The 26,584-nt window shown below is 42.3% G+C and carries 17 protein-coding genes, 2 tRNA genes and 1 pseudogene; 9 read left to right on the plus strand and 11 right to left on the minus strand.

Features of this window, described 5'->3' with window-relative positions; all coding sequences use genetic code 11:
• From AC07NA_RS12375 to AC07NA_RS12390, 4 genes and pseudogenes are all read right to left on the minus strand, one after another.
• Positions 1–846, minus strand: a pseudogene (locus AC07NA_RS12375) (ThuA domain-containing protein).
• A complete protein-coding gene (locus AC07NA_RS12380; RefSeq protein WP_494897865.1) occupies positions 779–3,145 on the minus strand; it encodes a TonB-dependent receptor in 2,367 nt (788 codons plus the stop codon). Before AC07NA_RS12380 ends, AC07NA_RS12375 begins: the two are co-directional and overlap by 68 nt.
• Before the next feature lie 27 nt (positions 3,146–3,172).
• Positions 3,173–3,562, minus strand: coding sequence for a c-type cytochrome (locus tag AC07NA_RS12385; protein WP_494897866.1), 390 nt, complete (start codon positions 3,560–3,562; stop codon positions 3,173–3,175).
• Positions 3,563–3,825: 263 nt separating this feature from the next.
• Positions 3,826–4,203, minus strand: a complete 378-nt coding sequence (locus tag AC07NA_RS12390) for a PH domain-containing protein (protein WP_494897867.1) — start codon at positions 4,201–4,203, stop codon at positions 3,826–3,828.
• Between the two features lie 148 nt (positions 4,204–4,351).
• Between AC07NA_RS12390 and AC07NA_RS12395 the strand changes: the two genes are divergently transcribed.
• Together AC07NA_RS12395 and AC07NA_RS12400 are read left to right on the plus strand one after the other, a co-directional pair.
• Positions 4,352–5,860 carry a hypothetical protein gene (locus tag AC07NA_RS12395; protein WP_494897868.1) on the plus strand — a complete coding sequence of 503 codons (1,509 nt, stop codon included), beginning with the start codon at positions 4,352–4,354 and terminating at the stop codon, positions 5,858–5,860.
• Positions 5,861–6,196: 336 nt separating this feature from the next.
• Positions 6,197–7,459, plus strand: coding sequence for a glycosyltransferase family 87 protein (locus tag AC07NA_RS12400; RefSeq protein ID WP_494897869.1), 1,263 nt, complete (start codon positions 6,197–6,199; stop codon positions 7,457–7,459).
• A gap of 15 nt (positions 7,460–7,474) precedes the next feature.
• Here AC07NA_RS12400 and AC07NA_RS12405 read toward each other — a convergent pair whose 3' ends face one another.
• A complete protein-coding gene (locus AC07NA_RS12405) occupies positions 7,475–9,412 on the minus strand; it encodes a hypothetical protein (protein ID WP_494897870.1) in 1,938 nt (645 codons plus the stop codon).
• A gap of 214 nt (positions 9,413–9,626) precedes the next feature.
• On the opposite strand from AC07NA_RS12405, the gene AC07NA_RS12410 reads away from it, so the two are divergent.
• Complete coding sequence (locus AC07NA_RS12410; protein ID WP_494897871.1) at positions 9,627–10,733, plus strand: acyltransferase family protein; 1,107 nt, start codon at positions 9,627–9,629, stop codon at positions 10,731–10,733.
• A gap of 35 nt (positions 10,734–10,768) precedes the next feature.
• Here AC07NA_RS12410 and AC07NA_RS12415 read toward each other — a convergent pair whose 3' ends face one another.
• Positions 10,769–11,677 carry a LysR substrate-binding domain-containing protein gene (locus AC07NA_RS12415; RefSeq protein WP_494897872.1) on the minus strand — a complete coding sequence of 303 codons (909 nt, stop codon included), beginning with the start codon at positions 11,675–11,677 and terminating at the stop codon, positions 10,769–10,771.
• 113 nt (positions 11,678–11,790) lie between these two features.
• Here AC07NA_RS12415 and AC07NA_RS12420 point away from each other — a divergent pair, with 113 nt between their 5' ends.
• On the plus strand, positions 11,791–12,342 hold the full coding sequence (locus AC07NA_RS12420) for a hypothetical protein (RefSeq protein WP_494897873.1): 552 nt from the start codon (positions 11,791–11,793) through the stop codon (positions 12,340–12,342).
• A gap of 198 nt (positions 12,343–12,540) precedes the next feature.
• On the opposite strand, the gene AC07NA_RS12425 is transcribed toward AC07NA_RS12420, so the two are convergent.
• Both AC07NA_RS12425 and AC07NA_RS12430 read right to left on the minus strand, forming a co-directional pair.
• A tRNA-Pro gene (locus tag AC07NA_RS12425) sits at positions 12,541–12,614 on the minus strand.
• Positions 12,615–12,737: 123 nt separating this feature from the next.
• Positions 12,738–14,027 (minus strand): DUF3472 domain-containing protein, encoded by a 1,290-nt coding sequence (locus AC07NA_RS12430; RefSeq protein WP_494897874.1) that lies wholly within the window; start codon positions 14,025–14,027, stop codon positions 12,738–12,740.
• A gap of 296 nt (positions 14,028–14,323) precedes the next feature.
• Here AC07NA_RS12430 and AC07NA_RS12435 point away from each other — a divergent pair, with 296 nt between their 5' ends.
• Together AC07NA_RS12435 and AC07NA_RS12440 are read left to right on the plus strand one after the other, a co-directional pair.
• Entirely contained in the window at positions 14,324–16,825 is a 2,502-nt protein-coding gene (locus tag AC07NA_RS12435; RefSeq protein WP_494897875.1) for a TonB-dependent siderophore receptor, read from the plus strand.
• A gap of 25 nt (positions 16,826–16,850) precedes the next feature.
• Positions 16,851–18,107, plus strand: a complete 1,257-nt coding sequence (locus AC07NA_RS12440; protein ID WP_494897876.1) for a PepSY-associated TM helix domain-containing protein — start codon at positions 16,851–16,853, stop codon at positions 18,105–18,107.
• A gap of 70 nt (positions 18,108–18,177) precedes the next feature.
• Here the strand turns inward: AC07NA_RS12440 and AC07NA_RS12445 are convergent.
• The 3 genes from AC07NA_RS12445 to AC07NA_RS12455 form a co-directional block, all read right to left on the minus strand.
• Positions 18,178–18,251 (minus strand) — tRNA-Pro (locus AC07NA_RS12445).
• 88 nt (positions 18,252–18,339) lie between these two features.
• Positions 18,340–21,453: an SIR2 family protein gene (locus tag AC07NA_RS12450; protein WP_494897877.1), complete on the minus strand. Its 3,114-nt coding sequence runs from the start codon at positions 21,451–21,453 to the stop codon at positions 18,340–18,342.
• Between the two features lie 289 nt (positions 21,454–21,742).
• Entirely contained in the window at positions 21,743–22,198 is a 456-nt protein-coding gene (locus AC07NA_RS12455) for a DUF4395 domain-containing protein (RefSeq protein ID WP_494897878.1), read from the minus strand.
• 266 nt (positions 22,199–22,464) lie between these two features.
• On the opposite strand from AC07NA_RS12455, the gene AC07NA_RS12460 reads away from it, so the two are divergent.
• Genes AC07NA_RS12460 through ybeY form a run of 3 tightly spaced genes read left to right on the plus strand, consistent with a single transcriptional unit; the run spans position 22,465 to position 26,571 of the window.
• Positions 22,465–25,716, plus strand: coding sequence for a DUF4175 family protein (locus AC07NA_RS12460; protein ID WP_494897879.1), 3,252 nt, complete (start codon positions 22,465–22,467; stop codon positions 25,714–25,716).
• Positions 25,706–26,140 (plus strand): ATP-binding protein, encoded by a 435-nt coding sequence (locus AC07NA_RS12465; RefSeq protein WP_494897881.1) that lies wholly within the window; start codon positions 25,706–25,708, stop codon positions 26,138–26,140. Before AC07NA_RS12460 ends, AC07NA_RS12465 begins: the two co-directional genes overlap by 11 nt.
• A complete protein-coding gene (ybeY, locus tag AC07NA_RS12470; RefSeq protein WP_494897882.1) occupies positions 26,140–26,571 on the plus strand; it encodes an rRNA maturation RNase YbeY in 432 nt (143 codons plus the stop codon). Before AC07NA_RS12465 ends, ybeY begins: the two co-directional genes overlap by 1 nt.
• The last annotated feature ends 13 nt before the right edge of the window (positions 26,572–26,584 follow it).

A 26,584-nucleotide genomic window follows, 5' to 3' on the forward strand; every position in this document is an offset into this window, starting at 1 on the left:
TTATTTCTTTTTACCGATAGCGTATTTTATACCGCCCAGCAGGTGCTGTAAATACAGCGGATCGGCGTAAGATTCGTCGGTATGGCCTAATTCGGTATAAAAAGCCCTGCCGCCATCATAGTCGTGGTACCAGGCCATTGGGTGGTTAGCGCCGTTTTCGCCGCCGGTATAGCTGGTTTCATCAATTTTTATCAGTACGTGCAGGTTATCGGCAATCCATTTGTAGTTGTACCATTCATCTTTGCGTTTCCATTGAGCCGGCAAATGCTTGGTGGAAATGTTGTTGGCATCAACGATGTTTAAAGTGGCTTCCTGCTGTGCCGGGTGGCTTTTAAAGTAAGCGCCTACCAGGTTACCATACCAGGCCCAATCGTACTCGGTATCGGTAGCGGCATGTACGCCCACAAAGCCGCCGCCGCCTTTAATGTATTTTTCAAACGCGGTTTGCTCATCGGCATTCTATACATCGCCGGTGGTGTTTAAAAATATTACCGCCGCGTATTGCTTCAGGTTATCGCCCGTAAATTTTTGCGCATCGGTAGTGGTATCTACATCAAACTTATTTTCGGCACCCAGCTTTTGGATGGCCACCTTACCAACAGCAATAGAGCCATGGTGAAAGCCTGCCGTTTTACAAAAAACCAACACCTTAGGGTTAGGTTTCGCATGCGCGGATGCATTAATACTTGTAAAAAACAGCAAGGCAATAAACGCCGCTATCGCGTTTAGCCGGGTAAAGTTTCTCTGGGTTCTCATTTTTTTATGTTGATTTTTTGGTTTAAAATTTACCGGCCACCGATACCCCGTATATTCTTGGTGTGCCCAGGTGCGATGCGCCGAAATCATACGCGTAATCAATGTACCGCTTGTTACCTATGTTTGATTCCCAAAAGAACACATCAAGCCTTTTGCTCGATATACCCGCACGTGTGTTGAACACGCTGAAGCCTTTCTGTTCTATTTGGTTAGCCAGATCATAATATTGCGAACCTAAATAACGCCACTCGCCACGGGCTACCAGCTTTATGTTTTGACTGCCGCCTATTTCGTAGCCATATTGCAGCGCCAGCATTGATGTTATTTTGGGGGTATATACCTGCCTGTTGCCGCTTAAGTTTACTTCGGTGCCATTACCGCCAACTACCAGGTTGGTGTATTTGGCATCGGTATAGCCAAAGTTATATTCGGCCTCCAAACCTTTTAGCGGGGCAAATGCCAGCTCGGCTTCTACACCTTTACTGCGCAGCTTACCGGCATTGCGGGTAACGGTCAGCAGTTCGGGGGTGATCAGCGTTGGCACCTGCGCGTCGGCCACCCTGATGTAGAACAGGGCCACATTAAAACGCAGGCGGTTATTTAAAAAGGTATTTTTTGACCCGATCTCGAAGTTGTTGCTGAACTCCGGCTTATAAGCATACAAAGCACCCTGGCTTGGGTCGGAAGCCAGCTGGCTGATCCCTCCCGCACGGAAGCCCCTGTTATAAGAGCCATAAATATCGCTCGTGGTATTTACGTGATATTGCAAACTCGCCTTTGGCGACAGGGCGGTAAAATGCGCCTTTGAAGAGGTATCCGACCGGATGATCATCGGTTCATCATTACCAATAATGAACTGGCCATTGATGAATTGTTTTTTATGCTCATAATCGTACCGTAAGCCAACGGTGGCATCCAGCTTTTCGCTAATGCTGTAAGTACCTTGGCCAAAGAAGGCTACGCCGTAGCTTTTTAGCGTGTTAATATTGAGCAAGGTAGAGTTGGGTACCGCGTTGGGGTCTATATATGCGGCATCCTGCCCAAAATAAGTCCCTTGTTTTACGGGGTTGTATTGGTAGAAGCCATAAGTACCGGCAATCCATTTAAAGGTTGAGGTTGACGATGCCGGAGATGAGAAACGGAACTCCTGCGTGCCTACCTGTACCTTATTCCAATCGCTGCCGTAATTGTTTACTACCGATATACCATCAATAGGAGAGAAGTCGCCATCGATAGCGGTTTTGTAGTACCTGTAGTTTGACTGATATGCGCTTTGCGAGGTAAAATTAAATTGAGTGCCGCTATAGTTAACCGATAGCGATGAGTTAAATGTATTATCCACCAATTGCGTGGTGGTATTTTGATTGAGCACAAACGGCGCAGCCAATGCATCTGCCGGACTAATGGCCAGCGGAAAGGTACCATAGTTACGATTGGCCGCGTGTTTCACATTCAGCGTTAGCGACAGTTTTGAGTTGGCCAGGTACTTTAAGTAATAATTACCCGTAAAACTATGCTGATCATCAAAGCGCGAATTATTAAAATCGTTATGGTAAAAACCATTTTGCCGGGTGAATAAGCCCGCTACGCCTAAAAACAACTTATCTTTTATCAGCGGGGTACGCAAGCCTAAATTATAACGCTGCTGATTGTAGTTGCCATAATCAATACCTGCAAAGCCATGTGTATCATTAGTGGGTTGTTTGGTAATAATATTGATGACCCCACCCATGGCATTGCGGCCATAAAGCGTTCCCTGCGGACCGCGAAGCACTTCAATCCGTTCAATATCCTGCAATTGGGCTATGTAGGTATCAAGGCTAAACTGGTTTACGCCATCAATATAGGTAGCCACCGCCGGATCATACGACGTAGTAGCGATACCTCTTATACCGGTAACATTGCGGTTATCGCCGGGATTGGCCGAGTTTAAGTTGGGCACAATGGCGGTAATATCCCTGATATTCCAAAGCTTGTACTCTTGTACTTTTTTTGCCGAAATAGTTGATATGCTAAGCGGGAGTTTCTGCGGATCTTCCTCCTGCTTTTGCGCGGTAACGGTTACCGCGTCGAGTTGCCTGTCGGCAGGGGAGAGTTGTAGTTGAAGATCGCCTTGCCCATCGGCAATGGTTACCGTTTGGTTCAGGGTGGCATAATCTAAGGCGCTTACCCTTATGGTATATTTACCTGCCGGGATGTTGCCTATGATAAATTCTCCGTTTTTATTAGCCGATGTACCGTAATTGGTATTTAAGAAAAAAATGGATGCAGCAGGTATTGCCGCACCCTTAGTATCGGTAATTTTGCCCTTTATGCTTACTAAAGTTTGGGCAAATAAAGAGACGTACAAAAATAAACACCCTATTGTGAGGGTTATCTTTTTGTTCATGTAAACGGATATGTTGTGTTACGTTAATTACTTAACCGACAAAATGTATTTAACCATTTTTTTAGCGTCGGCCGGAGTTACGTTAGGGTGTGGCGACATCGGGATTTGACCCCAGGCACCGCTACCACCATCAATTACTTTTTTAGCAAGCATAGCAATGTTGGCATCAGTTGCAGGATAGCGTGAGGCAACATCTTTATATGCCGGGCCAACTATCTTAACATCAAGCTTATGGCAGGTAAGGCAATCTGATTTTGACAACAGGGCTTGTCCGGCTGCTATATCAGCTGCACCACCGGCTTTTTTAGCTGGCGCTTTTTTAGCCGCCTTTTTTTGCTGCGCATAAGCAGTATTTACTGCCGGTGCTGTTAATATAAGCACCATCAAAAATGCAGGGATGGTTAATAATTTCTTCATAATTGTTTTTAACTGTTAATTGTTTTGGGATTTGTAAACGTCAATAAAACTCAATAATAAGTTTTACATTGTACTTACAATCAAAATACTATATATTTTGATTCATTCTAAATAACAAACGTTAAAATCAGCCAATGCAATCGATTGCATAATTAGTACAATATTTTGTAAATACCAAATAACTAAAGCATTTAGCACTTATTTGTTACAAAAAAGCCGGGTAGCTTGTGCGGCCCGGCTTTGCTTTATTTTGAAGCTTTTTATTATAGTACATGCTGCGCCAAAATGCGTTGCAGATCGTAAATATTTACTTGCTTATTGAATTTTTTAACGATGCTCGGGTTAAGCTCGCTCGATACCCATATCTTCAATTCGGCATCCAGTTCAAAATGGCCCGAAGTTTCAACACTGAACCTGGAGATACTGCGGTAAGCTACCGACAGGTATTCAACCTTGCTACCGGTAATACCCTGCTTATCTACCAATATCAAACGTTTATTGGTGAAGATGAACACATCACGGATCAGCTTAAAACCAATTTCTATAGATTCGCCATCTGCCAGTAAATTGGAGTAATCTTTTATCAGATCTTTCGGATCGGCTACACCTGCATTGCCCAGCAGGCCGGAAAATAGTCCCATAGTTTGTTGTTTATAAATTAGCGCTAAAGGTAAGTACTAAAAAGTTTATGATAATATATTTTAACTAACTTGGTGTTTTCAACCTATAATGAAGTTAGTAACCGACCTTATTGAAGCGGGCATTGTTGATAAGCAAGACGCATCCAAATTGGAGAATAGTTTTAACCAACCAGATTCTCCTTTGAATATTTTATACCTGTTTTTTGAAAGCAAGGTGTTTACCCGCCCAACTGAGGGTGGATTCCATTTTTCAATGGATCCATTCGGCGATTACAATATTGAAGGTATTGAACACGATACCACAAACTACCTGGCCTTGCTGGATATATTGCAGAACCACAATTTAATTGCTGATGTTGTTTATCAAAAGCTAAAGCAATTTCCTTTACCAAACCATAAGCATAGCTATTTAGGCGCTCTTTATCTATCGTTAGAACTAATGTCTTTTTACCGGCATTTCACTATTGAAAAACAGCTGGAATTTATGAGTTTATTGAGCGGAAGGAAGCAGTTTGGTCAGGATGGCATGTTACATCATCAAAAAAAAGCGAAGCTAAAAAAAGATATTGAAGCCGGAAACGTTGACACATTTTTTGATTTTTTCAAGTACAGTTTTTGTTGTCAGCTTATAAATTTAAACGATTATCAAGGCAAGCCAAAGAAACTGCTTAAAAAACTCATTAAAGTATTAAACACCTTATTTTATCAAAGCGCTTTTACTATTGAGGATATTTCGATAACTGAAGAAAACTTTGTTGGCGAGCCAAGTTACGATAACAAACAGACTACTCTAATTATTGACACCGGAGCAAGAAAACATCAGTACATGTATACCTACTCCGTAGATGAGGACCGCACCGCGCATGTGATCTTGCTTATTTTAGAGAACACATTAAAGCTTGTTAACCAGTTACTGGCCGATTATAGCTGCGGCTTCCGCTTTACAAGCGTGGTTAGCACTTTAAATAAAACCCTTTTTGCGGGTAATAAAGACCTTCGTGCTATTTGCCGTGTAGCGCAAGCGAACGAGCATGTTTTTGAGCATAGCTCCATGGAGAATAAATTTTTGTTCCATTATTCATTAAACTTGAATTATCGATACCCTCTTTCTTACACACACATTGAATACGCCATTCATCATTTTAAAGCATGCGGCTTGTTGGCTCATTTAAGTAAAGAGCAGCTTAATGTTATAACACCCCAAATATATAATAACACATACGAAAACACCGGAGATTTGATTGCTGCATTTCCGGATTTGGTTGCAGTTGCAAAGCAAAGTGTAACGTCGGGCAAATATCCTTATTCAACTTTTTTACAAACGCTGAATGAAATTTCACATGGCATTTTAAACTTTACCGATATAAAAGATGAGCAGCCCGATCATATTGACGACGATACAGAAGTGCCTTTTAAAATATCGTTTATCATTGATCAAAACACTCATGAAATAGAATTAAAAACGTATCGCGGATATTTTGACCAAACAATTGTCCACTACCTTATAAAAGATATTATCAAAAAGGACTATCCCAACTACCAATTATTAAACGTAATTGGAGGTGTTTATGGCCAGTATTATTTCTTATTTGCATCAAACGAGCAAATAGATTATTTGAATAACAAAAAATTACTACAAGCCATCTATCGGTTCTGAATATCCAATTAAGGCGAACCAACATTCTGCATCTAAATTGAAAAAATGGCCGCCTTTTGGGCCGTCATTTTTTTTGCTCCCGCCTGTTGCCCTTTCCCCTAATAACACGTTCTATCTACTAACCAATAACGCCATCCCATTCCTGTTAACTTATGGTTGAAAAAGCCCCGTGTTTTTTCCAATAAGTTTCCGAATTATAATGATGGGTTGAGTTAAAAACAAATATTGCACAGAATGTAACAAACATGATACATATTGTGTAATCTTGCGAAAAATTGAGCGAAACGTGGTGTCACACATCTTAAAAATCAAACAGTAATAATCCCCCTCTATTTCATGGTAGGTTCAATAAACTTGTTTAGCAAACCCCATCCCCGGGCTAAACACTTCGCCACAACAAAAGACCTTTTATTAAAACAGTATCCTGTTCTTATTTTATGGATAGCTATCGCCGTATTTATAACACATGGCAGGCTCAACGCGCACGCCATCAATAATTACCTCATATTTAAAAACACGTTCACCCACGCGGTAAACCACATCAATTTATACGGTGAATACAAAAACCTGTATTACGACAGCAACTATTACGGTCCGTTATTCAGTTTAATAATGGCGCCTTTTTCGCTACTGGGAAACGTTTTGCAATTATACGCCTGGCAGGTTTTCAACGTGTGCCTGCTGTTTTTTGCCATTCAGCAATTACCGCTTAGCACAACCCATAAAAACATTATCTGCCTTATTTGCACGCAGGAACTTTATACCTCACTCATCGAATTTCAAACCAATGGCGCAATGGCCGCGCTCATTATTTTAAGCTGGGCCTTTATACAAAAACGCAATGATTTTTGGGCGGCCTTTTGTATTGTGGTGGGCTTGTATGTAAAGCTGTACGGCATAGTTGGCATCGCTTTCTTTTTCTTCTCCGGTCAAAAACTGAAGTTTATGGCAAGCATGGCATTTTGGGCTGTAGTGCTTTTTGTGTTACCGATGGCTTTCTTTTCGCCCCAATTTATATTACACTCTTATGCCGACTGGTATAACGCGCTTGTTTCTAAAAACGGAATGAACCTGACCAGTCCGTACCAGGATGTATCATTAGCCGGGATGGTCAGGCGTATTGTTAACGACAAAACACTACCTTCTTTACCATTCATTGCCGGGGGCATGTTGTTGATGGCATTGCCTTATGTAAGAATAAGCAGGTATAAGGATCAATCGTTCAGGCTGCTTTCATTATCATCTATATTGTTGTTCACGGTATTGTTCAGCTCAGGATCAGAATTGGTTACCTATATTATCGCGTTTGCCGGGATAGGCATTTGGTTCATGTCGCTGGAGAAACCTGCCAAGTTGTTTGAACTGATCTTGCTAATATTTGCCATTTACTTCGGCAGCCTTTTCGCCACCGACCTTTTCCCGAAACTTTGGCGCGAACAACTCATAAAGCCTTATGCGTTAAAAGCATTGCCTTGTTTGGTGATTTGGCTCACGGTTATTTATCAAATGCTTTTTAAGAGAACGGTATCCATACCATCGCAAAAACCTGTAAGCATTTCATTGCCTCCGGCCGAATTGAAGGATTTGGTGACAGCATGAGCGTAGGGGATAAACTTACTCAGCAGCAATTGGCGCAACATGGATATTATCAAATAAATTGCGGTTGTAGGTGCTTGCAATAAAGGCCATTCCTTTTAAACCTGCTTTAATGGTAACTGCCGCCAATTTATGGCCGTCCACAAAGCCGGTAACCTGGTCGCCGTTCATTTCCATACGCAGATGGTGCCAGTTTGAGGGCTGAAAGTCTTCTATTTGTCCCGATGCCAGTGTGGTATATTGCCAGTTAAGCTGCCACCTGCCATCTCGCGTAAGGATCCAACGAAGACCGAGTTTATTCCGGTCGGCATAGCGCCCGCCAATTTCTACATCACCGCCTTCCAGTAACACATCGCCATCAATACTGTAGTTTTGCCAATTGGCATCGCCAAACAGGGTATGCGGTTTCAATAACCAGTTATTATACCACAAAATTCCCTGATCGGGCACGATCTGTGCCAGGCACATGCCGCCGTTAGGGTATTTGTAAGTTTCGAAAGTGCCTTTCTGATCTGAAAAATACCGCGGAGTTTGGCCGGGCTTATAGCTGCTGAAATCTTCTTTATAAGGAAAGGGAAAGGGCTTACTTTCCGGCGGTGTACCAAACGAGCCCTTTGTTTGCCCGGTAGTACTGGTTATGGTGTAAATAGCATCAGCATCCAATGTTATTTCTATCGTGCCCTTGTTTAGCCGCAATGGTTTTTGCCTGATGAACTGTTCTTTTTCAGTCGACTTCCATAAATAAACGGGGCCGGTTTTTAAGCCGTTACCAATAGCTAACTTTATCTTCCGCTTTTCCCCGGTTACAATAATAACCGACCAGTCGCCGGTCTTCGGGTTCCGCATGGCTACGTGGCTGCCGCGCCAGGTGTCTGTATTAAGTTGCCCGCAGGCCGCGTCCATATATACCCAGCCAGGTTCGACAAATTGGGTTGTATGTGCCAGCGCCCACACCGACGGCCACACGGTATAATGGCCGCTCCAGGGCGAATCGGCCTGTATTGCACCGGTATTGGGCCAAATAATCTGATCGTAAATGCCATCAACCGGGCACCAGATCTCGAATTTCGTGATCCTGTCGCGCGAGTATAGTTTATTCATCAGGCGTGCCAGGTAAAGCGCGCCTTTACCGCCCCATTCCTGTCCCGATTGGCTCCATTCTTCACTTGCCCAAAGCGGCTTGCCCGATTGTTTGGCTTTCTCCGTTGCGGGGTGGTTGTTTTTTTGGTCGATATCCCAGGGTTCACGGCCATCAACATAATGATAACCAACCGCGCTGATCAAACTATCAAACGCGCGGTGTTTTTCAAATTCGTCGAAAACCTGCCAAAATTCGCTGTCATCATCCGGCGCCTGAAGTTTTACTTTTGAAAAGCCATGGGCATTTAAGGTTGGGCGAAGATGGTTGGCTATCCAATTTAAATCTGTCCCGTTTTCGTTTTGCGCGGCAGATACCCAGTCGATATCAAGGCCATATTGTTTCCTGGCAACATCTAAGAACGAAACCATCCAATCGGCAGACTCCTGCGAAAACCGGTTACCAACCCAATGCGGATAAGCCCAGGGCAGGCAATCTAATATCACCTTCGGGTTGCGTTTACGCGCCTCTGCCATTAGCCAAAATTCGTATCCCCGGGGTTTGGGGTCAAGCAGCTCTTCGCGTGTAACGACGTGTGAAGGTTCGCTGCCGCAGGTGGAGTTTTCGCCGCTGCCTATTTCAACCTTGAGATGCTGAAACCCCGCGCCAAATTTCGGCCTGAACAAAAAATCAAGCACTTCGGATCGTTGTTTTTCGGGATAATCGACCAGGTTGCGGGTAGAAGCGCCGGCACTTACCGCACCTATGCCTTCAAACACCCGGCCTTTATCATTGGCATTTAAAACAATGGTTGTTTGCGCTTGAATACTCGACACCATTACCAATATTGCCGCAAAGCAAAATGTAGCTTTTTTCATCGGATACGATTTGGGTTTATAATTGGATGTAATATAAAACTTTGAATCGTTTTTGGGTTGAAAAATCAAGATAAACCTGTCTTCAATAACCTCAAGGAGCAGTACAGTTATTTTTCATGATTTGCGTTTTGGTGCTGCCCGGTCGGGTTCCCTTTCGTTTTTTTTTATATTTTGCGGCAGTTTTAATTTATAACCAGTATATCCAATTTTACTAATGAACAATATTGCGCTGGCAACCAAGCCACACTACCCCATATTAGACGGTCTTCGTGGTGTTGCGGCCATAATAGTTGTAACCTTTCACCTTGCCGAGCCACTGGCTACCGGCCATTTAGATATTCTGGTTAACCACGGTTACCTCGCTGTCGATTTCTTCTTTCTATTATCCGGTTTCGTAATAGGCTATGCTTATGACGACCGCTGGAATAAGATGACCGTTGGCAGCTTTTTCAAACGCCGTATCGAACGCCTTCAGCCAATGGTAGTTTTGGGGATGACCCTCGGCGCTATCGGGTTCTATTATACTGATTCTACCATATGGCCGCTCATTCATACAGTTCCGGTTTGGAAGATGCTGCTGGTGATGCTGATAGGCTACACTATTTTGCCTGTGCCATTATCGCTTGATATCCGCGGCTGGCAGGAGATGCACCCACTGAACAGCGTGGGATGGTCGTTGTTCTTTGAATACGTTGCCAACATTCTTTATGCAATCGGCATCAGGAAACTCTCTAAAACGGCATTAGGCATCTTAGTAGCCATCTCTGCTGTAGCACTCGCGCACCTGGCCATTACAAACGGCGACGTAAGCGGCGGCTGGACACTGAATGTAGAACAGGTTCGCGTTGGAATAACCCGTACCATATACCCTTTCTTTGCCGGCTTGCTACTCTCGCGTGTAATAAAACCGGCCCAAATTAAAAATGCCTTTTTATGGAGCAGCCTTTTGGTAGCCATTGTACTTTATATGCCCCGTATTGGCGGTGCCGAGCATCTTTGGATGAACGGCATTTATGAGTCTGTTTGTATCATCATCGTGTTCCCGCTTATTGTATACCTTGGCGCCAGCGGCGTTATAAAAACTCAAAGTGAGAACAGGATATGCAAATTTCTGGGTGATATATCTTACCCGCTTTACCTGGTACATTACCCGCTGGTATACTTTTACGTAGCCTGGATCAACAACAATAAAGGCATAACAATAGTGCAGGCCTGGCCTTATGCCTTACTAATTTTAATAGGGGCGATCATTTTGGCTTATGCCACATTGAAATGGTACGATGAACCGGTTCGGAAATGGCTGCGGAAAAAGCTTGCTTAGTATAAGAACATAAAAAACTGCAAGAAACAAAAAGTCTAACCTTTCTGATAAACGACATCAACATGATCGTTTTTTGCATATTTAGCAAGGGAGTTATATAACATTGTTGCGGCTTTTTTTCGGTACGCGCTACTTGGCCAGGTAATGGTACCAAACCGCGTCATACCTTCGCCGGTGATCTTAATCACTTTTAAATCAGGATGATTAAATACTGACGATCCCATTAGCACCGTAGCCCAACGACCACTGCTTACCAATTGTAATAAGGTATTAATATCATTAACTTCCATTCTTATATCGAGTGACACACGGCGCTTCTCTAATACGCCATCAAGATAATTGCGGATACTGTATCCGCCGGATGGCAACAACAATGGCAATCCTTGCAACGACTTTATACTCAACTGTTTTTTACTTGCCAACGGGTGGCTTTGGTGTACAATGAGTGACAGGCTGGCCGAAAACAACTGTTCTACAATATGATTTTCGTTTTTATCCTCTTGGTAAAAGGATAACATCATATCAATTTTCCCCTCATCCAATGAGCGCAGCAGACCCTTCGTTGTACCAAAACCGATCTGCAATTGTATTTCTGGAAACTGTTCGGTAAAATCAATAACGGCTTTTGTCAACAGGTCGGTTAGCCCATAAGTAACACCTACCTTTAGAGTACCTGTATTTAGATTCATCAGATCTTTCAACTTTTCCTTGCCGTCTTCTGCATCTTTAACCGTTTTACGGGCATACGGTAAAAAAGCTTTACCTGCTTCTGTAAGCCTCACCCTTTTGGCGATACGGTCAAACAGCGGCAGTTTTAGCTCACCTTCCAGTTGTTTGATCTGTTGAGATAGAGTGCTTTGAGTAATAAAAAGCATACCTGCCGCATCCGTGAAGTTTTGCAGCTCGGCAGCTTTAATAAAATATTTCAGTTGACGAAGCTCCATAAATTAAAGATAAACAATAATCGGTTTTAACTATCAACTATATCGAAAAAAAGAGTTTAGACGATAATAATACACCTCCGAACTTTGCTATATCAAATAAAAAACACAATATCATGGAAATTAAACAAACATCAGAAAACACACTTTCTCATTCTACCGTTAAAGCCATCATCAATGCCCCCACTGAAAAAATTGACATCGCCGACTGGCTGTTTAATCTGCCGGATGCCGAATATCAGGCTTGCTCTACCGCACACATTGCTGCTGGGTTCACCCGCACTATGGATGGCACACCGATGTCCATTAATGTAGAAACCATTGGCACAGCACTTATTATTCAACATTATGTAGCTACTGAGTACCGTCCGGATTATTGCCGTATGTTATCTGTATCTGATGCAATAACCGAAAATGGCCGTAGTAAAGTTCAAGTTTTATGGGAATTGAAAGCAACCAAATTGGATGACAATAGCTGTGAGTACACTAACGAGATTCATGCTACAGCAACTCCGGAGTTTTTAGAGTATATTAAATCCCATGGCATTACACTCGCTCAGGCAGCGAACGATCGCCAGGTAGCCTCCGATGCGCATAATCATGAAGAAACACCGCTGTTTGCTAAAAGCATAGAAAAAAAAGCATTAACCGGTAATTATGGTATTTGATCGGCGTACTGATGTGAAAAGGTTGATTTTTCATGTTTTTTAAACACACCACAAAGACCACCAAAGGGATCAAAAACATTAATTTCATGCTATTACGCACCCAATATTCTGCTTCATCCCTTTTGATATAACTTGAATGAATTGGAATAAACAACAAAGGCTGCAGATCAATGATCTGCAGCCTTTGTTGTTTATTCGTCGGGATGGCAGGATTCGAACCTGCGGCCTCCACATCCCAAATGTGGCGCGATACCGGGCTACGCTACATCCCGAGTGCTAATGATTGTATTTTGCAGCGGGCGCAAATATATAAGTTGGTATGGTGTATGCCGCATTTTTTTTGCAATTATTATACAACACGCACATTTGCTGATAAATAAATTATCACCCCGATATTAATTTTGTGGCAATGCCTTTAAATCAACAGCAGGAGGGATGCTTTTTGCCGTAGGTTTATACAATTGCAACAGCGGTTCAAAATCGTTAAAGAAGCCGCAGTTTTTGAGGTAGAGCTTGCCGTCTTTTAGTCCGCCGGCGTAGTCTTTACGGTAATGGCTGTTCGCCGTGGCGTCGGCCGTTAATTTGGCTTCGGTTATCACATGCCAGTTATCGGCGCTATCGCCCGCCCATTGGTTATGGTAAAAGGCCATACGGGTTTTATCACCTTTTTCCGGGTCGAAGTTTTCGAGGAACGAATACAGGTGCTTTAAGCGCGTAAACGTTTTGGAGCGTTTAAAGCTCGCTATCAGGTACCATTTACCAGTGCAGATGTCTTTAAACCAAGCCGAAAAGGTTGTAGTATTGGTGGCTTTATCCGGTTCGGCACAAACTAAAAAGCCGTAGGCTTTACCGGCCTGCCACGGGTATTTCATATAGCTTTGCCCGCCCGAGCCTTCGTCGCCAAATTCGCCGGCATGCACGGTTGTACCTTTCTTCAGCATTTTAACCTGCATGCTGTCGGGTATGCTTTTAGGGTCGTCGGTAACAAAGGGGCTCCATATCGAAAACAGCACCCGGCGTTCCGTAGGCGAATTCACCTGCATCCCAAAGTAGCCTTCCCCAAAACCATCGGCCTCAAAATAAGAACCAATAATATCATTACCGGCAGGTACCGTTATTTCGCTATAGAACCACTTTACATCGTTTTGTATAGCAGGCGGAATGATATAATTTAAATGAACCGACGGTCCGCGCCTGCCGAAATAATAGGAGCTGCCGGGCTTCACATAAATGAGTTCCGTTCCCGGTAGTATGCCTTTTATAATTACATCGCTTACATCGGCATAAACACCACCCGTTTTACTGATGCCTTGCAAGTCGACCTGTACATAACCCGGTTTATCAATCTTCACACTGCCGATAACAACGGTATCAAACGCGCTGTTACCTATCTCCTTTACAAACCTGCGCTTACCAATATTAACGCTGATGCTGCTTTTCCCGGCAGGTACCCGCAACCGCAACGCGAGCTGTATTTGCTGGGCGACAGATACCCGGAAATATACCCTGGCTGCCGCTTGCTTATCTGCCCAATTAACCAACCCCGCATCGGTAATCTCCGCGGGCGTGTTAACCCAGGCATTGCCACCAACCGGCACTATCGCTTCAATAGTTTGCGCAATAGTACTTAATTGCCACAGCAGGATAAACAATATGCAGAGCAGGAGCGGGGCAGGCTTTTTCATGTTGAATAGTTGTATTAAACTTTAGGGCAAGTTAAAGTATTTCGTTATTTAATTATAACACACCCAACCATCGTTTTTTTTATTAGGACCAAGCTTTCCGGATATTTTCTTAAAAGTACAACCACCTGACTTTAAGAACAATATATACCTTTTTTGGAAAGACCGTGTTCTTGCAACACCGCGCTGTTTGGAATTATTCTAAATAAAGTTAACTTTGCCAAAAAAAATGCCACACGGTTTCGGACCCGTGTGGCCAACCGGAAAATCCGGCTCACCTTTAATGTCGATTAAAAGTAATGCAAGTTAAACAAATTTTGCTATTAGGTACGCTCTGTGCCTACGCGTTCGCAGCAAACGCCACCCCGGGTTCAAAAACACCGGGCGAAAGATCAAAAGCCTATGAAAAAAATTTACACAGAAAAGCAGACGACGAAAAACCAACAGGTACCGTACGCGGCAGGATCACCACATCCGACGGTACAATAGCCGAAGCGGTTTCCGTAGTACTAAAGGGTACAAAGTATGGTGCTATTACTGATGAGTATGGCGAATACCATATTAAACGAGTTCCGGAAGGCGACTATACCATTATGGTAACTGCCGTTGGTTTACGCCCTACCGAAAAACAGATCCATGTAATAGCTAAAGAAACCGTAATTGCCGATTTCTCCCTTTCTGAAAACCAATCGGAACTGGTAGAGGTGCAGATAAAATCGAATAAAAACAAGTACAAAACAGATAAGGTATCTCCTTCATTAAGGCTGCAATCGCCGCTTATTGAAGTGCCTCAAAACATCCAGGTTGTTAGTGCCAAACTGATTGCCGATCAGCAGGTATTTGACATGGTTGACGGTATTACCCGCAACGTGAGCGGAACAATAAGAACCGGCCACTGGGATGCGCAATATGCCAACATATCAACCCGTGGTACAACCATACCGGCTTTCAGAAACGGCATGAACCTTAAAATGCCATGGGGTCCGCTGGCTGATGATGCCGCTACTATTGAGCGTGTTGAGTTTGTAAAAGGTCCTTCAGGCTTTATGATGGCCAATGGCGAACCGGGTGGTATCTACAACATTGTTACTAAAAAGCCTACCGGCCAAAACCGCAGCTCGATAAGCTTTAGCGGCGGTGGTTATAACCTGGGCCGTGCAGCGCTTGATTTGGATGGTAAACTATCAAAAGATGGTAAATTGCTTTACCGCCTTAACCTGGCCGCGCAAACCAAAGGCAGCTACAACAAATACAACTATACTGATAAATACGTTATTGCCCCGGTGATCAGCTACCAGGTTGACAGCAATACCGTGGTTACTGCCGAGTACACTACCCAGCATGTTGAAGCGCAGGCTTTAGGTACCTATGGCTTTTCGCCGAAAGGATACGCCGATACTGATCCGAGCTTCTTCCTGGGCGATCCATCGCTTGACCCGGCTAAACTTTACGACCATAACGTAACCCTTTACTTTAACCACAAATTAAGCAGCGACTGGAAACTAAACGCGCAGGCTGCTTATGTAAAATATGGTTTATTGGGTGGCACACCATGGCCAACCATGATAGCGCCAAATGGCGATATGAGAAGAAACCTGAACATCAGCGAGGAACTTGCCATTAACAAGAACGCGCAGATAAGCATTATGGGCGACATCGCCACCGGTCCGGTTGTACACCGCATACTTGCCGGTATTGATATGGGTAACTTAAAAACCTGGGGCGATTTTTCGAGCGTGCAACTGGCCGATCTTCAATTAGCCGGCAACGCTACCTTTAACATCTACAACCCTATATACGGTATCCCGGCGGCCAACATCCCGGTTTTCGATCGTTCAAGAAGCATTCAGAATCGTTCGGGTTCAAACGTTTACGCTACCAACTTAACTTATACGGGTGCCTATTTGCAGGATGAATTGCGCTTTTTAGATGGCGCCCTGCGCCTTACTTTGGCCGGCCGTTTTACACATGCCGTTACTGTTGGTAAAACCAATGCCGCGCAAATATCTGATGACGTATTCAGCCCGAGATTTGGTTTGAGCTACTCAATAACTAAAGATTTCAGCGCTTACTCGTTGTTCGATCAAAGCTTTTTGCCACAAGCCGGAGCCGATTTCAACGGAAATGTATTTAAACCTGTTCGTGGTAACAACATTGAGTTTGGTTTAAAGAAAGACTGGTTTGGCGGCAAATGGAACACTACCGCGGCAGTTTATCAAATTACCAAGAAAAACGTACTTACACCCGATTTGGATCACATAGACCCTATCCAGAACTGGAGAGTTCAGTTAGGCGAAATCCGATCAAAAGGTATTGAGTTTGATGTTAATGGTGAAATTGTTAAGGGCCTAAACGTAGTATTAAACTATGCTTTCACCAGCCCTAAGGTTACTAAAGATAATACGCAGGACCCAACTAAAAACCTGGTAGGTTCTTACGTAGCCAATACGGCTAAGCACATCACTAACGGATGGTTATCATACCGCTACAGAAAACCGCACGCTACACTTGATGGCTTCGGTATTTCGGGTGGTTACCAGTTACAGTTAGACCGCTTTACCGGTTCAAACTCAAGAACCCCGAACCTGCCCGATTATATCCGTTATGATGCCGGTATTTCTTATGAAAAAGGTAAGATCACCGTATCTGCACTGGTTAACAACCTGCTCGACCGCAGACTGCTTACCCAGGGATCATACACCAAGCTGGCTACAGAAACGCCAACTTCTGTTTCTTACTATACCTATATATACGATATGCCAAGAAACGGCAGGTTAACCGTTACCTACAGGTTTAAATAAGCGCATGAAATTAAATAACAGCACAATGGCAACTAAAACACAAACACCGGCAAAGAAGAAGCAAAAAGATTCGCTTTTTAAACGGATCAATAACTGGCTCCACCTGTGGCTTGGCCTTATATCTGGTGCCATTGTGCTGATTGTTTGCCTTACCGGTTGTATATGGGTTTTTAATGAGGAGATCACCAACCTGCTCGAACCCGAAACCAAGGTAGAATGGCAGGACAAAGCCGTGCTTAAACCTTCGCAGCTTACTACTATTGCCGCCTCGCTATACCCCGAGAAGGTGCCTGCCTACGCTTTTTACCAGCAGGGCAGAACAATAAACCTTAGCCTGGCATCGGCAAAGGCAAAACCGGGCAATCGCCGCAGTGGTTTAACCCTGCTGAAGATAAACCCTTATACCGGCGCGGTGATCAGCAAAGAAGTACATAAAGAGGGCGAAACCGATTTTTTCAGGTTCATACTGAACGGGCACCGCTTTCTTTGGTTGCCGTATGAAATAGGACGGCCGATAGTAAACTATGGTACGCTTGTATTTGTAATACTGCTTATTACCGGGCTTATTTGGTGGTACCCTAAAAAGTGGAACAAAAGCACCCGCGACAAGAGCTTCAAAATAAAATGGGGCGCATCATTTAAACGGGTTAACCTTGATTTGCACAATGTGCTCGGTTTTTACGCCATGTTGGTGCTGGCGGCTATTGCGCTTACTGGTATGGTGTACGGTATTAAATGGTATAGCGAAGGCCTTTACTGGGTAACATCGGGCGGTGATAAGCTGGCCGAATTTAAAAGGCTCGAATCTGATTCGCTTATAAGGGGTAAGGTTTATACCCCCGAACAAGCGATGGATGGCGCTTGGGCCAGAGTGATTGCGAAGCATCCCAAATCAACCGGCTTTTATTACAGCTTTCCGGATACCGCGCATGTAAAAACGGCTATCAATATTACTGTTTACCCAAACAAGGGGCAGTTTTACAATAGCCAAGGTTACACCTTCGATCAGCATACGCTAAAAGAATTAACACGGCAAGATGCTTATTCTGTACCCTACGAGAGCGCCTCGTTCGGGCAAAAGCTGCGTAAAATGAACTACGATATTCACGTAGGCAGCATACTGGGTTTCCCGGGGAAAGTGCTGGCATTTTTGTCGGCACTAATTGGGGCGAGCTTGCCTGTAACAGGCTTTCTAATTTGGTATGGCCGCAAATTCAAAAAAGCTAAACCCAGCAAAAGCAAAACGATAGTAAAACCTAAGCTGCAAGTAGTTTCAACCTGATAAAATCAGTAATGAATATAAAAAGCGAAAGCCTCCGTGTCATTTGATACGGAGGCTTTCGTTTTTTAAGTCGGGATGGCAGGATTTGAACCTACGACCTCCAGCACCCCATGCTGGCGCGATACCGGACTACGCTACATCCCGAATGATGGTGGCGTGGAAACACATTTCAATTGCTTAAAACAAATAAAATGGCTACAAATATATGTAACCTGAATTTTTTTCATCTTCACTAAATAATATTTATTTTTTTAAGGCTCAATGCGATTGGCCCTCGATAATTGAATGACAAGATAAAATCAACTTTTGTCCCCCGTTTGAAGCCTTCCCAATTATCATAATCATCGTGATATCTGTAAAAATAAAGTTCATCACCAATTTCATCCCTCTTAACGAAACCATGATTCATTTCAGTATTTACTATCCGACCGGTAAATTTAACAGGAAATCCATTTTCTTTAACTATTCCCCTTGGTTCATTTCTAATCTTAATATCAACATTTACGCGCTCAAGGCTATCAAATGTTTTTTTGGATTCCTCGTATTCGTGACATAAATATAAACATCTTGCATACCAGAATTGAGCCTGATACCGACTGTCACCCATTGTAAAAGACCGTCTTAAATAGTGTTTAATTTCATTATAATCAACCGCTTCCTTTTTTGACAACAATACAGCATACCGAAAATTCAAATCTTTTTCACTCGGGTTTATAGCCAAAGCTTCCTTTAAAACTTTTATTCCGTCATCATATCGTTCATTAAACTCAAAAATATTTGCAAGTCTTAGAGCAATGAATGGACTGTTTTTATTTGATTCGAACGCCTTATTAAGTAACTTTATGGCTTCGGGCTTTTTGTTTAAAAGTTCGTTGAAGTTTGCCTCCGCTTCTAGTATAAATTGTTGTTCAGGGTATACTTGTTTAGCTTGGGACAGTGCTTTCTCCACTACTTTTACATACCTCTCTATTGCTGGAGTATCATTACTTTCAAGTATGGGTGAAAGTTTTAAAAGATGAATCTTAATAAGAGTATGATATGAGTGTAGATTATCTTTATTGCGCCTAATTAAATTTTCAGTTATATCTTGAGCTTCATTAAGATACTTTTCTACTTCGAGCTTTTGTCTACTTCGCTCAGCCATTTTTAACGCAAATTCAGCAAAAGAATGAGATATAATAGGGTCATTAGGGCTTAACTCATGTGCTTCGTTCAGATATTTTTCAGCATTTTTTAAGTTTCCTCCTTTCGCAGTCATTTCAAAAATAGCTTCTTGTTGAAACAGCTTAGCATCGTTTTTGCTCGTCTCTTTAGCGATTTCATAAAGTTTTCTGATCATGCTCGGGTCATTAAAAATCACCATAAGCTTTTTGGCATTGGTCATTGCAAAGAATGCGGTTCTATCCCCATCATAGTCTACATTAAGATGTTGGATAATTCTAAGATATTCGTCGAATCGATCTTGAGGATCAACCAATACCTCTTCAAATATAATTTCAGCAATATGTTTATGTCTGGTGAGATAAACATAATCGTTTATTCTATAATCTCTTCTGTCAAACACAATAAACTCTAGTGGTTTAAATAGTTTCTCTTTAAATTCATTAAAAGGAATGCCATGAACCCTTGATATGAATCCCGCTCTTGATTCTGCTCCTAGTCTATGCAAAATAGAAACTGTTAAATACAAAGATTTCGCGGCATCACTGTTTATTGATTCAAATTCATCTTTAATAATTTGTGCAAAGGGCTTGCCGGATGTTGCTTCATAAAGCGCTACCAACAACTCCCTTCCTGCCTGTTCTGCAAACGCTTCAATTCGTTCTGAAAGCGATTTGTTTTTAAGGCTATTTAGCGAGTTATGTTTTTCAAGTAGCTCGATCAAACCTACAATTTCCTTGTCATTTAAATAACGTAGCTGATAATCCTGGGTTACTAATCCTTCCAATTCTTCGCACTCGGTATTCCATACGTTTATTCTTTCTGTTACAAATATCGATAAGGGTAATCTATCCTTCTTTGCTTTAAATAAAAGGTGCTGTATCCCTTCGGAATTAGTATAAGCATTATCTATAAAGAGGTAAATTCTTTCTTTGCAATAGTTATATAACTCCGCAATAGGCTCATATCTAATATATACATTTGGCTTATAAACAATACAGATTTTTTCAAAAGTTGTGCCCGCATCCCATGCAAGTCTTCTAAGCAGTACAGTTTTCCCAGAACCCGCAAATCCCTTAATTAAGAATAAGTTTTGTGAAATGGAATTATTATGTATATCGGACAAAACGGCTTCGGATAATATTCCGTCAATTATTGACCTTCTAACATCTAGATTATTAATAATTGGTGTCCAATTCTCAAAGTAACCTTTGTAAAAAGCTTTCGGATCAGTACTTGGTGCGGACAGAGCGGGATGCATATAATCAACATCCTCCTCTAAAAATGACGAAAAGCTTTGACTTGGTTTAACATCGTTAATATTTACTACAAACTTATTATAGATTGGATGAACGTTGACTGGTCTAGTAAAAGTAAGTATCCTAAAGGTTGAGTCTAACTGCTTGTCAACTTCAGTTAAAAACTCTTCAAAATCGCATTTAATAGATGTAACTTTTCGTTTATCCCATAATCTCGTCTCTTCATCTTTTATGTACGGACCGACCATATAAGAGCGAGGTTTACCATCCTTCAGCTTTTCAAGCTCTAGTAACATTAATCGTATATCATAATCTGCAAAACCAAATCCAATAAAAAGGAAAGTATGCTCTCGAGCCAACTCTAAAATCCGGCCAAATAGTCTCTCCCTGTTTTCTTTATGCGTAATAAATTGTTCCGGAGTGAGGATTAGAGGTAGGCTTTCGTCATCGATATGATTAATTGAACCATGAATTTTATAATAAGGCAAGCTCTTCGTTGAAGTGATTTTGTCCCTAACTCTTTCTCCATCTTTCACAAAAACAGCAAGTTCTTGATTTGCGTTAGGCAAACTATCATATGCATCTTCTATTATCAAATCATAATTTGTCGTTATTATGGCCTTCCAGTTAAAAGTTGGGATTAATTTGTGGTGCTTATTAGGTTTGAATTTTCTAAATATATCGGATATATATTTTTGAACCGTAAATAAATCAGCTTCATTTATGGCTAATTCCGACACGTATTGAAGAGGCTGATTTAAAAATTCATCACCTAGGAATTTCTCTGCTAATAAGTCCGATAGTCGTTGACCAATTGGTATTTTATCATTACTCGGATGTACTGCTCCCACTGAAGCTCCAGATCCTAAAAACAATACAACATTGCCTTCGTTAATCTGATCTAATAAGTATTTAGGTATTATCATATATATTGCTATTCCTTAAATATAATATTTTAATTCGTTGTACTATCAAGGTATAAGCCGCGATGAACTACCCGTGAACAAAACATCCGTAAAGATACCACAGATCCCTATTGCTACCGTTTCGAATACGGCCTTATAATACGAGATAAGCAAACATTTTATCTTTCACGCTCATATTAATTTACGAGTGGAAATAGACTGTACCAATTGGTTTATATGATAAATATAACCAGTCTCTCCGGATTTTATCTCAATTTACAGTTATTCCTTTCAACGGATGAGCATCCTTTTAATTTCCCTTCTTCAAAACCCCCAACACTTTAACACCATAATGATACACATAACAGCCTGCGCAAAAGGCTACAAAAGATTCTAACGCAGCAAACACGCATACAATAATGGCCAGTACCGGCGCGGCGGTGTGCAAGCCCAGTGTATCAACTAAATATACTGCTGCCATAAAAACGAAGCCTACCCATGCCGCAAAACGTTTGGGTGCACGGTCTACCGGTTTTACTTTAAGGTTGGCGGCGTTTGCTATGATGCCTGCAAGGGAAGCCAACACGCTGTATTTCTCCAGCCCGGTGGCACGCAGTAAAAAATCTATGGTCAGCAAAACAGGGATGATCTGCATGCCGGTGCCGAGATAGGCGAGGGCGCATAATAATACCAGTAATGCTACAACGCGAATCTTGTTCTCGTTCACCTTCACATGGTCAACCGGGCAACTGATATTATTATTCATATTATCTGCATTTAAATTTACAGGGCATTGTACAAATATAATTTTAATCATAAATTTATAAATTGCTTTATTATGTCATGATTAATTAACTTTAATGGAATGTTGTTCATGGTTAAACCTTATCCTGTACAATTTGATCAAACATTTTCGTTTACCTATTTGAGTACGGCTTACATTTGGCAACTTGTATGAATTCACCTGATAATTATGACCTTCTGATCGGTAAAATAAACCTCTTTATTAAGCGGTATTATTTTAACAACCTCTTGAGGGGATTAATTTTCTTAGGTGCCGGGTTATTTTCGCTTTACATTATCGTAACCCTTAGCGAATACTTTGGTAATTTCAATACGCTTTTCCGTTCCATTCTTTTCTACGTTTTCATCATTATTAACGTCGCGCTTATTGGGTGGTTGATCATTCCATCGTTACTGGCCTGGTTAAATGTGGGTAAAACATTAAGTCATGATGATGCCGCTCAAATCATCGGCAAGCATTTCAACGCCGTTAATGATAAATTGCTGAACACGCTGCAACTCAAAAAACAAGCCCTGAACGATCCGCGGCAGCAGCGTTTGCTGGAGGCCGGTATCGATCAGAAAATAGCCGAACTATCGCCCATCAGCTTTCCATCGGCCATTAATATTGGCGAAAACAGGCGCTTTTTGAAGTGGTTGATCCCGCCCGCCGCAGTCATCTGCATCATCGCGTTCGCGGCTCCATCTATACTTACCGAAAGCACCAAAAGGCTCATCAGGCATAACGAATACTTTGCGCCCGTGGCTCCGTTTCAGTTTGTGGTGCTCAATCAATCACTTTCGGCTATCCAGGGTGATGATTTTAAATTCGACCTTAAGCTTGCGGGCAATAAACTGCCTGCCGATGTATATATTGAAACCAACGGCAATACTTTTAAACTGAACAAAGATAACATTAGCCGCTTTAATTACCTGTTCAGCAACGTACAGCAAAATATAGCGTTCAGGCTATCGGCCAATGGCTATACATCCGCCAATTACGAGATCAAGGTGAATCAGCGTCCGTCGTTGTTACATTTCGATGTAGGCCTCGCATATCCTGCCTATCTGCACAAAGCCAATGAAACACTGGCTAACGCGGGCGATCTCACCATTCCGGCGGGCACTATAGTTACTTGGAAATTGCATACGCAACATGCTTCGGCAGTGGCCTTTTCGCTTAACGATAAGCAGCAAATGTTAAGCGCCAATAATGCCGATGTATTTGAGCATCGCGAAAAGATCAGCAAGAACTCGGTTTATAATATCCGTCCGCAGAACGATTTTGTAAAACACGGCGATTCATCGGCCTACCGCATCAATGTTATTGCAGACGAACTACCGGCCATTACTGTTGAAGAAAAGCAGGATTCGGTAAGCAGCAAGGCGCTGTATTTTAACGGAACAGTACAGGATGATCATGGCTTTTCATCGCTTACCTTTCATTATAAAACCAACACCGAGGGCGGGCAGCCAAAAGCGGTTACCAAGACTGTAAAGGCCGATCTGAACGGTTCGCAAGCAGGATTCTTTTATTTTTGGAACCTGAAAGAGCTCGGTATAAAACCCGGCGAACATATCATCTATTATTTTGAGGTGGCCGATAACGACGCGGTAAACGGGCCTAAAAGTACCCGTTCGCCCGAGCGTAGCCTGGATGTGCCCGATGCCAAACAAATGGAAGAGCAGCTGAACGCGGGCACACAATCGGTTAAAGATAAAATGCAGTTGGCTATTAAGCTGGCGGCGCAGGTTGAAAAGGAATCGCAGAAGCTGAATCAGCAATTGCTGGATAAGAACACACTGTCATTCGATGAAAAGAAACAGGTGGAAGACCTGCTGCAAAAACGCCGCGAATTGAACCAATTGGTGAAAGATATTCAGGACGAAAACAAGAAGAACCTTTACAACAGGAACGAAAATCAGCAGCAAACCGACGAAATAAAACAAAAGCAACAACAAATTGAGCAGCTTTTCAATAACGTGCTCGACCCAAAAACACAGGAATTGCTAAAAAAATTACAGCAATTGTTAGAGAACGGTCAAAAAGACGAAACAAGGGATGAATTGTCTAAAATGCAAATGGACAATAAATCGTTAAAGAAGGAACTTGATCGTGTGCTCGACCTGTACAAGAAACTGGCCTTCGATCAAAAACGCGAGCAAAATATTAACCAGTTGAACAAGCTGGCCGATGAGCAGCAAAAGCTGAATGAAGAAACGAATAAGCCCAATGCCAACAAGCAGGAATTGCAGCAAAAACAGGATAAAGTGCAGAAAGATTTTGATGACGTTAAGAAATCATTGGACGAGCTGAACAAGGAAAACCAGGAGGCCGAAGAAAAAATGAACTTCGAAAATCCTGAAAAAGATACACAAGAAATAGACAAAGCACTGAATGACAGCAAGGAAAGCTTAAATAAAAATAACAAAAGCAAAGCATCAAAAGCGCAGCAGCAAGCCGCGCAAAAAATGCAGCAGCTGGCTAAAAAGATGCAGGAGCAGGAACAGGATGGTGAAGAGAGCGAACAGAACATCAACATACAGCAATTACGCGAATTATTGAAGAACCTGGTAAACAGCTCTTTCGGGCAGGAAAAGGTGATGCAAACGCTAAAAAGCATCAGTTACGTTGATCCCGGCTATATTTCGCTGGCGCAAAAACAAAAAGATATTAAAGATAACCTTAAAACGGCAGAGGATAGTTTATACGCTTTAAGTAAACGTGTACCGCAAATACAATCAACAGTTAATAAGGAAATTACAGATATAAACGAGCATATTACGCAGGCGATAAGCAACATGGGCGACCGCCGTACGGGCGAAGCAACCCGCCACCAGCAGCTTGCCATGACTGCCATGAATAATTTGGCACTAATGTTGAACGAAGCGTTAGAACAAATGCAAAACGCGGCTAAAAATGGTAAGGCCGGTAAAGGGAAGAAAAAACAACCTTCGCTTTCGCAGCTTAGCAAAATGCAAAAGCAGCTGAACGAAAACATGCAGAAAGCACGTGATCAGATGCAGCAGCAGGGCAATAAGCCGCAAATGCAAAAAGAGGGGCAGGGCAATATGAGCGAGCAGCTGGCAAAACTGGCCCGCGAGCAGCAAACTATACGCCAGGCACTTGAGCAATTGAACCGTGAACAAAATAAGGATGGTAAGGGTGGTTTGGGGAATTTGGATAAAATTTCGATGGAAATGGAACAAACTGAGAACGATATCGTAAACAGGAGGATAACCCAGGAAGCACTAAAAAGACAGCAGCAGATACAATCTCGTTTACTTGAAGCAGAAAAGGCTGAGCAACAGCGTGATCAGGACAATAAACGCGAAAGCAACAGCGCTAAGGATATGCCGCCGGGATATATAAAAGCTTTACAGAACTACCAGCAACTGAAAACTAAACAAACCGAACAGATACGAACAGTATCGCCGGCACTAAACTTATATTACAAAGAAAAAGTAAAAACCTACTTTGAACAACTTAATGGAAAGTAACATGGAACAGGATAAAGTTCAAACAGGCGAGTTATTTACCTTGCAGCTGCCATCTAAACATGACAGTATAACTCATCTTGAAACTTTAATTGAAGAAATTGCCGACAAATACCATGTTGGCGACGATACTTTTGCAAATATGATGACTTGCCTTAATGAGGCCTTCATCAACGCGATACTACACGGTAATAAGTTAGATCCGGAGAAAATTGTGATCATCAATGCCGAGGTTGACGGTAAGCGAATTATATGGACCGTTACCGACGAAGGTGAGGGTTTTGATTACTCGCACCTGCCCGACCCGACATCCGAGGAGAACCTTGAAAAACTGACAGGTCGTGGTGTTTACATTATAAAGCACCTTGCCGATCAGTGCATTTTTAATACCCGTGGAAACGAATTAGAGCTACATTTTAAGATATAATGCCCGCTATTACATTTTTTGAAGAGGATATTGTTTTTAAACTGAAGAATAAAACAGCCGTTAGAGGCTGGATAAAAGAAACCGTTGAAACCGAGAATTATAAGCTGAAGGAGTTAAACTATATATTTTGCTCTGATACCTACCTGCTGCAAATAAACCAACAGTATCTTGATCATGATACCTATACCGATATTGTAACTTTCGATAACTCGGAGGTTGAGGGTGATATTGTGGGCGACATATTTATTTCTATTGAGCGGATCCGCGAAAACGCCGCCAAATTTGGCGTTAGCGAAACCGACGAGCTGCACCGTGTTATTATACACGGCGCCCTGCACCTGCTGGGCTACACCGATAAAAAACCGGCCGACAAAAAAAATATGACACAAAAAGAGGATTATTATTTGAACAAGCGATCATTTAATAACTAATTTAGCGGTCATA

Source organism: Mucilaginibacter sp. GW821-FHT07G05 (assembly GCF_059418565.1).